The sequence below is a fragment of the Virgibacillus sp. M23 genome, assembly GCF_034190895.1.
Taxonomy (GTDB): Bacteria; Bacillota; Bacilli; order Bacillales; family Amphibacillaceae; genus Virgibacillus; species Virgibacillus salarius.
This window is the reverse complement of record NZ_JAWDHA010000096.1, coordinates 1-9,666: the sequence shown is the minus strand read 5'-3', so window position 1 is coordinate 9,666 and position 9,666 is coordinate 1. Positions and strand designations below refer to the sequence as shown.

The following is a 9,666-nucleotide window of genomic DNA, read 5'->3' as shown; positions in this document are numbered from 1 at the left end:
GTTAGTTGAGGCCGTGCCCGCGGAAAGCGAAGTAATTAGTCGGAGCATTGCCAATATACACAAACATTTCAAAATAACTACTTGGCTTAACGCAGTCATTGCACTGATTTTATACTTTCTTAACTTACAAAAAAAGAAACCCTATCTAGGTTTCCCAGCTTGTTTCTGATTTCATTTTTCCTTAAGAGCAAAAAACTACTTACTTTTGCTTTTCCAATCAAGAAAGAAAATATACATTGAAGCGTTGCCCATGGAAAACGACGCTTCATCAAATACTGCTATTTCACTATTAAAACGCTCCTTAAGTAATACAGAATCAATGTTTAATCTGTCTACACAAAGTAAAACTTCAATCCGTGGGGGATTTGTTTATCCCCACGGATTATTCGTAAAACCAATCGGACATTTACTGGCAGTCGATCCCCCGCTTAATCCGTATTATTGCTTGAATTAAGATCTTACTGAGTTATTAGCGAGATAAAGGAGAGCATATCAAAAACGCTTCTCAGTAGCTTTAATTACCATCAAGAGGCTTCGCTTATTCTAGACGATTCGTTTCTAAAGGATAATGTTTTAAGAAGTAAACAAGTGCTTGTAGCTCAACCGCTAAATCAATATGATGAACACGAATATGTTCTGGAACCGTAATCCTCGCTGGAGTGAAATTTAAAATCCCCGTAATCCCTTGCTCCACGAGTCGATCGGTGATTCCATCCGCTTCACTAGCAGGGATTGTTAAGATTGCCACCTTTACACCAGCTATCTTGTCTTCTAAATCTGCAATATTATATACAGGTACATCACCAATCGTAGTTCCAACCTTATCGGGATCACTATCGAACGCCATCTTTATTAATATATTATTATTTTTCATAAAATTATAATGTAAAAAGGCAGTACCTAGATTACCTACGCCAATTAGTGCAACATCCGTTGTTTCATCCTGATCGAGCGTCTTACGAAAAAATCCCAATAGGTATTCGACATTATAGCCATATCCCTTTTTACCCAATGCACCAAAATAAGAAAAATCTCTGCGAATGGTAGCAGAATCGACTTTTACCGCATCACTTAATTCCTTGGAGGACACCCTTTTTTTGCCCTGGTGATTCAAATTATTTAAAAATCGATAATACAATGGCAAGCGTTTAGCAGTTGCTTGAGGTATTTTATTTTGATCCATGGTCATTCCTTCTTTCCTTACGATAATAATCTCCAGATTTACCACCTTGTTTTTCGATTAAAAATGTCTGGCCGATGGTCATCCCTTTATCAATCGCTTTGCACATATCATATACTGTCAATGTAGCAGCAGACACAGCAGTAAGAGCTTCCATCTCAACACCTGTAATTCCTTTCGTTTTCACAGTGGCATCAACAATTAATTCATATGTATCATGTGACGTATCCCACTGAAACGAAATATTAACGCCCGTTAATGGTAACGGATGACACATTGGAATAAAGTCTGGTGTCTTCTTTGCTGCCATAATACCTGCAACTTGTGCAACTGCAAGTACATCCCCTTTTTTTATAGCATTTCCAATAATCGCCTCATAAACTTGTTTGTTCATAAGGATACTGGATCTAGCGATTGCCATACGATTCGTTTCTTGCTTATCACTAATATCCACCATATGCGCCCTACCCTGTTGATTAAAGTGTGTAAAATCTGACATTTGCCCAACTCCATTGCTTTGAACTCCATCTCTATTCTAGCAGAAAAATGGAAATAAGTCGTGATCGTTTTCACAATTATATTGCTTGCGTTCATGTAATTAAGATACACTAGTATGGATGAGGTGAAAAGCTATGATACTTATGCAAATGAATGGACTTTCTAAGGCATTTGGTGCTGATGAGATTCTATCGAATATAAAAATGGAAGTAAAAGACAATGATCGTATTGCTATTGTAGGTAGAAATGGAGCTGGAAAGTCTACACTATTAAAAATAATGGCTGGTGAACTCAGCTATGATGATGGTGAGCTTTTCCAGCCTAAGGATTTAACAATCGGTTACTTATCACAACATATGTCACTTGAATCAAATCAAACCATTTGGGATGAAATGCTCGCTGTATTTACGGAATTAAGAAAACAGGAAGAAGAGCTACGTCTCCTTGAAAAGCAAATGGAACAAACGACTAACCATTCAACTGACAGCTATGAAAAATTATTGGATCAATACGATAAACTACAACAGGTCTTTCAAAGGAATGGCGGATATACCTATGAAGCAGATATAAAAGCTGTTTTAACTGGCCTAGATTTTCATCATTTTGACTACCAAACACCAATTGAAACACTAAGTGGTGGTCAAAAAACTAGATTGGCACTAGGAAAACTGTTATTAAAGAAGCCACAGTTACTTATTTTAGATGAACCAACAAACCACTTGGATATTGATACATTAAATTGGTTAGAAAACTATCTAATAAGCTATCCTGGAGCTATCATCATCGTCTCCCACGATCGTTATTTTCTAGATAAGACCGTATCCATCGTTTATGAGATTTCCAGACATAAAACGAAAAAATATCATGGTACGTATAGTAAATTTTTAGAACAAAAAGCTTTGGATTTTGAAAAAGACCTAAAAGAATATGAAAAACAACAATCTGAAATTAAAAAAATGGAGGATTTTATTCAACGAAATATTGTACGTGCGTCTACAACCAAGCGTGCCCAAAGTAGGCGGAAGCAGTTAGAAAAAATGGACAAGCTTGATCGACCTTTAGGAGAAGAATCTTCTGCTTCCTTTTCATTTCATATCGACAAAAGAAGTGGAAATGATGTCTTAAAAATCAATGATCTGTCCTTTCGTTATGATGGTGAAGATAATGACTTATTTCACCATGTAGATCTGCACCTAAATCGTGGTGAAAGTGTTGCTTTAGTAGGACCTAATGGAGTTGGTAAAACTACGTTATTAAAAGTTATATTAGGTAAACTGAAGGCTGCAAAAGGTAACATTCAGCTCGGAACAAATTTTCAAATTGGTTATTATGATCAAGAGCAGGCAAATTTAAACTCTTCAAAAACGGTATTGATGGAACTCTGGGATGATTATCCGACGATAAATGAAAAAGATATACGCACCGTTCTTGGTAACTTCTTATTTTCAGGAGACGATGTCTTAAAGCCAGTGAATGCATTAAGTGGGGGAGAAAAAGCAAGACTGGCATTATCTAAATTGATGATGCAAAAAGCCAATCTGCTTATACTCGATGAACCGACAAACCATCTTGATATCGATAGTAAGGAAGTACTTGAAGCTGCTTTAATCGATTATCCAGGTACGATACTTTTTGTTTCTCATGATCGCTATTTTATTAACAAAATTGCTGATCAAGTGATCGAAATGCAAAGATCCAATACGATGCTTTATTTAGGGGATTATGATTATTATCTAGAGAAAAAAGCAGAAGAGGCAGAAATACAAAGATTACAGCAAGCTGAAGTAGTTAAACAAAAGTCAACAACTGAAAAAAAGCGGAGCTACAAGGAAGAAAAGCAATTAAAAAGTGAAAGACGCAAGAAGCAACGACGAATTGCTGAACTCGAGGAAGAAATTGAAAAACTAGAGTTAGAAATCAATCAGATAGAAGATAAAATGACACAGCCAGAAATTTTCCAAGATCATGAAAAGGCACTTGAATTAACTCAAGAGACGCAAAATCGAAAACAGCATATCGAACGATTAATGGAAGAGTGGGCCGAGCTACAAGAGGAATAATCGATTTAAAAGAGCGCCCCAACATAGTAATCTAGATGAAACAAATCCGAGCTATATTCCGAATATACGAAGTTATATTTCGAAAAATAGCTCGGGTTTTTTATCATTTTTTGAATACAATGATTAGGTGGTTTACCGAAGTATGAAATAGAAAGAATAGTCAACCTTAGATGGATAAATTGCTCGAGTCTACATAAAGCGTCCCATATCCTAGATTTCGATGATGATATGCCACATCTGCTTGTAAATAAAAAGCTACATGATCGCAATTTTATATCATGTAGCTTTTTTAGATGACCATATTTATTTGAATAGATAATCATTTTGAATCGAGTTTTCCACAGCTATTCGATAAATCACGCCAAAGCCAAGCATTGTGGATAATACGGAACTGCCTCCATAACTTATCAACAATAACGGAATTCCTGTAACCGGCATAATTCCTATTGCCATCCCAACATTTTGAAACACGTGGACTAACAGCATACTCAGGTAGCCAAAACAAATATATGCAGCAAACGGCGAATGCTTATAAATAGCGAGCCCAATCGTAACTAACTTATATAGCAACATAAAATATAGAAAAATGACAAGCGCACTGCCGACAAAACCAAAGCTCTCTCCAATGATGGAAAAGATAAAATCGGTTTGTGCTTCTGGGAAATTAACCTGAGGTGTCCCAAGCCCTTTTCCAAATAATTGCCCTGAACCAAGTGCCATAAAAGCCTGGTCAAAATGCCATGTAGCATCACTTGTTTGTTGCGTAGGATCAAACCACGTCATAATTCGATCAATCTGGTACGCCTGATCGTCTCCAACAATTTTCTTTGCTAGATCCGGGAACTTTACAATAAATCCTAATACAGCGCCAAGTATCGCTGAAATACTAACAATTAGGAACGTAATAATTTTCCAATCAATTCCCGATAATATAATAATCATTCCTGCAATGAATAGATACACCATTGCCGTACCAAAATCAGGCTGTTGCATAATTAAAAAGACGGGAGCTCCAACTACTGCAAGAATTTTAACTAACATAAGTATGTCTGACTTTACGGTCGGTCTTTCAAATTTTTGCTTATGGCTGTGGATAACAGCAGCCATGTATATAATGGTCGTTATTTTCGTAAACTCAGCGGGCTGTAACGAAAGTCCAGGAAGCTGGAACCAACTTTTCGCATTATTGACAGGCTTTGCTATCGCCTCAGGACTAATTAACAACACAGCAAGCACAAGTACACCAAATCCATATATGAAGACACTAGCCTTCTGTATTTGCTCAATATCTAAATACTGTATGGCAGCTACAATACCAACACCTATTGTAAACCAAACAATTTGTTGCAAGACAAAGTTCTTACCATATTGATCCAATTGCTGGGCGTTGTAAATAGCAAGTAAGCTGACACATACAAACAAAATAAATAAGATAATTAAATCATTCTGTATATAAAAGGACTGTTTCTTAGACACTGCTCAATCACCAAATTTCTCTAACATCATTAAATGTTGTATAGTTATCCACAAGCTCAAAAGTGAATAACATGCATTATATTGCTATTAATAAAAAGATATGCACATTATCCACACGTTTTTATGCAGTTTTCCACAATTTTACCCACTTTCAACATGACTATCTGACAGACTTCAAAGAAGTTATGAACATTTCTGTGACAAACTGTGGATTACTTTAAAAGCAACGAAGGTCTTGCATTTAATTCAAGCCCTGAACGTCTACCTTGTTCAAAAGCAATTGTCCCTGCAGCAGCAATCATTGCAGCATTATCCGTGCAAAGGTTTAAAGGAGGTATTAATAACGGAATACTAGTCTTTGCAAATTCCGCTTCCAACGCATTACGTAACCCTCTGTTAGCTGCTACACCGCCTGCAATAATAACCTGTTTAACGTCAAACTCCTTTGCTGCACGAACCGTTTTTGTAGTTAATACATCAATCACACTAGCTTGAAAGCTAGCTGCTATATCCTCTTTTCTAAGTTCTTTTCCACGTTGTTTTGCATTGTGAATGGTATTAATAACAGAAGACTTCAGCCCACTAAAGCTAAAATCATAGCTATTTTGCTCTAACCAAGCTCTAGGAAAATCGATTGCTTCTTCTCCTAGTTCTGCCAGCCGGTCAATTTGCGGGCCACCTGGATAAGGCAATTGCAACATACGTGCAACTTTATCATAGGCTTCTCCTGCAGCATCATCCCTTGTTTCGCCAATTAATTCATATGCTCCATGTGATTTCATAAGAACAAGTTCTGTATGACCACCAGAAACGATTAATGCAAGCAAAGGGAATTCAAATTCCTTTTCTAACCGATTTGCATAAATATGTCCAGCTATATGATGTACACCAATCAACGGTTTTTGTTTAGCAAAAGCCAATGCTTTAGCAGCATTCACACCTACTAATAAAGCACCTACTAAACCTGGCCCTTCCGTAACTGCAATCCCATCAATATCTTCCCATACCGTATTTGACTGTTGTCGTGCTTCTTCCAGTACATACGTTATTTGTTCCACATGATGACGGGAAGCTATTTCTGGAACTACTCCGCCAAATCGTTTATGACTATCAATTTGTGATGCAACGACATTGGCAAGAATTTCTCTTCCATTTTTTACAATGGCTACTGCAGTTTCATCACAACTTGTTTCAATTCCTAATAGTATTGTGTCTTTTTTCATGTTAAATTCACCCACATTACAATTGCATCTTCCTGATTATCTGTATAATAATTTTTACGAATGCCGCCTGATACCAACCCAAATTTACGATATAATTTTTGTGCTACCATATTCGATTTACGAACTTCTAAAGACAGACGACTGACTCCTTTCATTATCGCATATCGAATAGTATAGTGGAATAGTTTTTCTCCTAATCTTCTCCCTCGAAAAGATGGCATAATAGCAATATTCGTAATTTGTGCATCATCCAGGACTATCCACATACCTACATAACCGACAATAGTATCGTCAAGCTCCATCACAAAATAATATGCATGTGGATTATCGGTAATCTCCTGATAAAAAATGTCTGTCGTCCATGAAGTGGTAAAAGATGCCTTTTCCACTTCCATTACTTGTTGAACATCAGCTACTTCCATTTTTCGTATTGCTACGTTACTCATTCGCTTGCTTTTCCCTTTGTTGCTCAAGCCATTTCGCTTCTGCTTCTGCAAGTCTGAGGTAATTTGGAGTCAACGTATGTGTAGAATCAATGGGTTTATCTTTAGATGCTAATATCAAATGAGAAGCCCTAGGTAGATGATAGGTAGGTTCTGGAATCATGGCATTTATTCCCACTATCCGTTCAATAGCTTCCTGATGAATATGCATGTCAGGACTTAAAAACAAAACAGGCTTGTCATAAGCCTTAAGCTTGTTTAATAAATCCTCCATGGAGATATTTGATTCAGGTACAATCTCTTCCATAATCGTACCTTGCCACTGATAGGTACTGGAATAAACCATTCCCCTTCTAGCATCAAAAAAAGGACAAATAAGACCATTAAAAAATCGCCCTTGATATGCAAGGACTTCCAAACTAGAAATGCCCACTATTGGTATATTCAGTGCCCAGGCCATTGTCTTTGCTGTAGACAACCCAATTCGAACTCCTGTAAATGATCCAGGACCTTTTGCAACAACAATTTGCTCTAATTGATCAGGCATTAATCCAATATCTTTCATTAATTGATCAATTGCTGGCATTAAACGTACGGAATGATTCTTCGCTAAGTTTGTATTTATTTCGCCAATGATTTGCTCATTTTGTTGAATAGCGACACTCATTACTTGGTTCGAAGTATCGATAGCAAGTATGTTCATGTAAATAACTCCTCATTCTGCTAAATTATAACTGTAGTTCATTTAGAACGTATTTAAAATGGTCACCCCATGCAGTAAATGCTAATTCTCTCGAATGTTCATTAATGTATGAAATAGTTATTTCTAGACGATTTTGTGGTAAGTAATTTTGAATAAATCTTGCCCATTCAACGATACAAATACCGTCTCCATTAAAATATTCATCAAACCCTATGTCCTCATCTGAATGTTCTAATCGATAGACGTCCATATGATATAACGGCAGTTCGCCTTCATACTCTTTAATAATCGTAAATGTTGGACTTGTCACATTTCGTTTTACTCCTAGTCCAACTGCAATACCCTTTGTAAAAGTTGTCTTTCCAGCTCCAAGGTCACCTTCAAGCGTAATAACATCGCCTGGCTTAAGTAATATCGCAAGTTTTTCAGCAAGCTGTATTGTTTCTTCTACTGTATGAGTTGTAATTTGATATGTATCCAATAAATCCACCTACTTTAAATGTGTGTACCCCTGCTTTGGTAAAGTGTAATTCCTACCATCCTTATTGATATATACCTTTCCACTTGTATCCTCGTTTATAACTTTACCTATTTTCGTTATTCTAACAGGTAATAATTTAGCTACGCTCTTTAACTCCGACCAGTCCGCTGACGGAACAGTACCTAATAATTCAAAATCTTCCCCTCCAAAATATTTCCAGTTATATTGTAAATCAGAAGGAAATTGATTATATGTCTCATGAACTGGAATTCGATTATCCTCTAATTGAATAGTTACCCTTGAAGCTTCCGCAATTTCTGCTGCTTCACTTGCAATGCCATCACTCACATCATTTAATGTGATTCGAGTAAACTTCTGCAAATGAGCTGCAAAATCGATTTGAGGTGTGGGTAGTTGATGCCTTTTAATAAAATACGCTGCGTTATCGTAGGAGCTTGGATTTGTCAGAATATGAAAGCCTGCTTGTGAATCACCTAATGTACCCGTTACAAATACAATATCTCCAGCTTTAGCAGTATGACGATAGCGAATTTTATCATGATCAACATAACCAATCACAGTAATAGATAAAGATAGTTCTTTGCCCGATACTGTGTCTCCACCAATTAAGTCCATGTGGTATTTCCCAGCCATTTTCTTCATGCCAGCAAAGATCTCAGCAATTTCTATTTCGGTCCAAGTCTTAGGAATAACAATAGAAGCTAGATAAAAAGCAGGAGTTGCTCCCATTGCAGCTAAATCACTTAAATTTGCTGCTAAAGCCCGAAAGCCTACATGAAAAGGCTCCATCGTATCCCTTCGGAAATGGACTCCTTCTACAAAAGTATCAACTGCCGTTACAATATCTGATGCAGATTGACGTATAACAGCTGCATCATCCCCAATACCTTTGATTAAAGTAGGCTGGCTATAATATGTTTGTTTTATTGAATCAATTAATGAAAATTCATCCATTTACAAGTCACACCAATTTCTTTTTAAGCTATATTTTATGATAGCAAAAAATGTTGAAAAATGAAAAAGGAAACCATACTAGATTGGAAATAACATGAAGTAGATAAGGATGGATATTTTACTTGATTCGGGGCGACAGCTTCTTGATGAAAATTCCTATTAAATATAAAAAACACACGATTTTCAATAATGAAATCCTGTGTCTACCTTTATAATATTAGTGGCGGTCCGGACGGGACTCGAACCCGCGACCTCCTGCGTGACAGGCAGGCATTCTAACCAACTGAACTACCGGACCAATTTATTCAACTATAATAATGTTATTCAGTGTAGTTAGATGAAACGTTTTGGTTACATTTTACAGTACTATTGATATTCAATTAACCAATATAGTTAATAATGTAATTTGGTTGCGGGAGCAGGATTTGAACCTGCGACCTTTGGGTTATGAGCCCAACGAGCTACCAGACTGCTCCATCCCGCGATATGATTATAACTTGGCCTGGCGGCGTCCTACTCTTGCAGGGGCAAAGCCCCAACTACCATCGGCGCTGGAGAGCTTAACTTCTGTGTTCGGCATGGGAACAGGTGTGACCTCTCCGCTATTGCTACCAGACCTAAAGGATG

At 37.0% G+C, this 9,666-nt stretch carries 9 protein-coding genes, 2 tRNA genes and 1 rRNA gene; 1 reads left to right on the top strand and 11 read right to left on the bottom strand.

The features are described from left to right. Positions 1 to 538: 538 nt before the first annotated feature. Positions 539 to 1,189 carry a redox-sensing transcriptional repressor Rex gene (locus RVS70_RS20840; RefSeq protein WP_026680376.1) on the bottom strand — a complete coding sequence of 217 codons (651 nt, stop codon included), beginning with the start codon at positions 1,187 to 1,189 and terminating at the stop codon, positions 539 to 541. After that, positions 1,170 to 1,679, bottom strand: a complete 510-nt coding sequence (gene moaC / locus RVS70_RS20835) for a cyclic pyranopterin monophosphate synthase MoaC (protein WP_121604545.1) — start codon at positions 1,677 to 1,679, stop codon at positions 1,170 to 1,172. The genes RVS70_RS20840 and moaC overlap by 20 nt, the downstream gene beginning before the upstream one ends. Positions 1,680 to 1,812: 133 nt before the next feature. Here moaC and abc-f point away from each other — a divergent pair, with 133 nt between their 5' ends. After that, positions 1,813 to 3,738: a ribosomal protection-like ABC-F family protein gene (abc-f, locus tag RVS70_RS20830; protein ID WP_321134683.1), complete on the top strand. Its 1,926-nt coding sequence runs from the start codon at positions 1,813 to 1,815 to the stop codon at positions 3,736 to 3,738. A 303-nt stretch (positions 3,739 to 4,041) separates the two neighbouring features. Here abc-f and RVS70_RS20825 read toward each other — a convergent pair whose 3' ends face one another. The 9 genes from RVS70_RS20825 to rrf all read right to left on the bottom strand — a co-directional run bounded on the left by RVS70_RS20825 (position 4,042) and on the right by rrf (position 9,655). After that, positions 4,042 to 5,214 (bottom strand): FtsW/RodA/SpoVE family cell cycle protein, encoded by a 1,173-nt coding sequence (locus RVS70_RS20825; protein WP_026680373.1) that lies wholly within the window; start codon positions 5,212 to 5,214, stop codon positions 4,042 to 4,044. A gap of 212 nt (positions 5,215 to 5,426) precedes the next feature. Then, entirely contained in the window at positions 5,427 to 6,437 is a 1,011-nt protein-coding gene (tsaD, locus tag RVS70_RS20820) for a tRNA (adenosine(37)-N6)-threonylcarbamoyltransferase complex transferase subunit TsaD (RefSeq protein WP_121604544.1), read from the bottom strand. Beyond that, on the bottom strand, positions 6,434 to 6,883 hold the full coding sequence (gene rimI / locus RVS70_RS20815; RefSeq protein WP_026680371.1) for a ribosomal protein S18-alanine N-acetyltransferase: 450 nt from the start codon (positions 6,881 to 6,883) through the stop codon (positions 6,434 to 6,436). Before rimI ends, tsaD begins: the two co-directional genes overlap by 4 nt. Then, complete coding sequence (tsaB, locus tag RVS70_RS20810) at positions 6,876 to 7,583, bottom strand: tRNA (adenosine(37)-N6)-threonylcarbamoyltransferase complex dimerization subunit type 1 TsaB (RefSeq protein WP_026680370.1); 708 nt, start codon at positions 7,581 to 7,583, stop codon at positions 6,876 to 6,878. Before tsaB ends, rimI begins: the two co-directional genes overlap by 8 nt. Before the next feature lie 25 nt (positions 7,584 to 7,608). Further along, positions 7,609 to 8,064 carry a tRNA (adenosine(37)-N6)-threonylcarbamoyltransferase complex ATPase subunit type 1 TsaE gene (tsaE, locus tag RVS70_RS20805; RefSeq protein WP_121604543.1) on the bottom strand — a complete coding sequence of 152 codons (456 nt, stop codon included), beginning with the start codon at positions 8,062 to 8,064 and terminating at the stop codon, positions 7,609 to 7,611. Between the two features lie 9 nt (positions 8,065 to 8,073). Beyond that, positions 8,074 to 9,039 (bottom strand): thiamine-phosphate kinase, encoded by a 966-nt coding sequence (gene thiL / locus RVS70_RS20800; RefSeq protein WP_121604542.1) that lies wholly within the window; start codon positions 9,037 to 9,039, stop codon positions 8,074 to 8,076. 221 nt (positions 9,040 to 9,260) lie between these two features. Continuing rightward, a tRNA-Asp gene (locus tag RVS70_RS20795) sits at positions 9,261 to 9,337 on the bottom strand. 109 nt (positions 9,338 to 9,446) lie between these two features. Beyond that, positions 9,447 to 9,523: transfer RNA gene (locus tag RVS70_RS20790), tRNA-Met, on the bottom strand. Positions 9,524 to 9,539: 16 nt separating this feature from the next. After that, a 5S ribosomal RNA gene (rrf, locus tag RVS70_RS20785) occupies positions 9,540 to 9,655 on the bottom strand. Between the last annotated feature and the right edge of the window lie 11 nt (positions 9,656 to 9,666).

Excerpts from the sequence above, each read along its gene's own strand:
- RVS70_RS20840 (WP_026680376.1), bottom strand. The coding sequence starts at position 1,189 with ATGACCATGGATCAAAATAAAATACCTCAAGCAACTGCTAAACGCTTG.
- moaC (WP_121604545.1), bottom strand. The coding sequence starts at position 1,679 with ATGTCAGATTTTACACACTTTAATCAACAGGGTAGGGCGCATATGGTG.
- abc-f (WP_321134683.1), top strand. The coding sequence starts at position 1,813 with ATGATACTTATGCAAATGAATGGACTTTCTAAGGCATTTGGTGCTGAT.
- tsaD (WP_121604544.1), bottom strand. The coding sequence starts at position 6,437 with ATGAAAAAAGACACAATACTATTAGGAATTGAAACAAGTTGTGATGAA.
- rimI (WP_026680371.1), bottom strand. The coding sequence starts at position 6,883 with ATGAGTAACGTAGCAATACGAAAAATGGAAGTAGCTGATGTTCAACAA.
- tsaB (WP_026680370.1), bottom strand. The coding sequence starts at position 7,583 with ATGAACATACTTGCTATCGATACTTCGAACCAAGTAATGAGTGTCGCT.
- thiL (WP_121604542.1), bottom strand. The coding sequence starts at position 9,039 with ATGGATGAATTTTCATTAATTGATTCAATAAAACAAACATATTATAGC.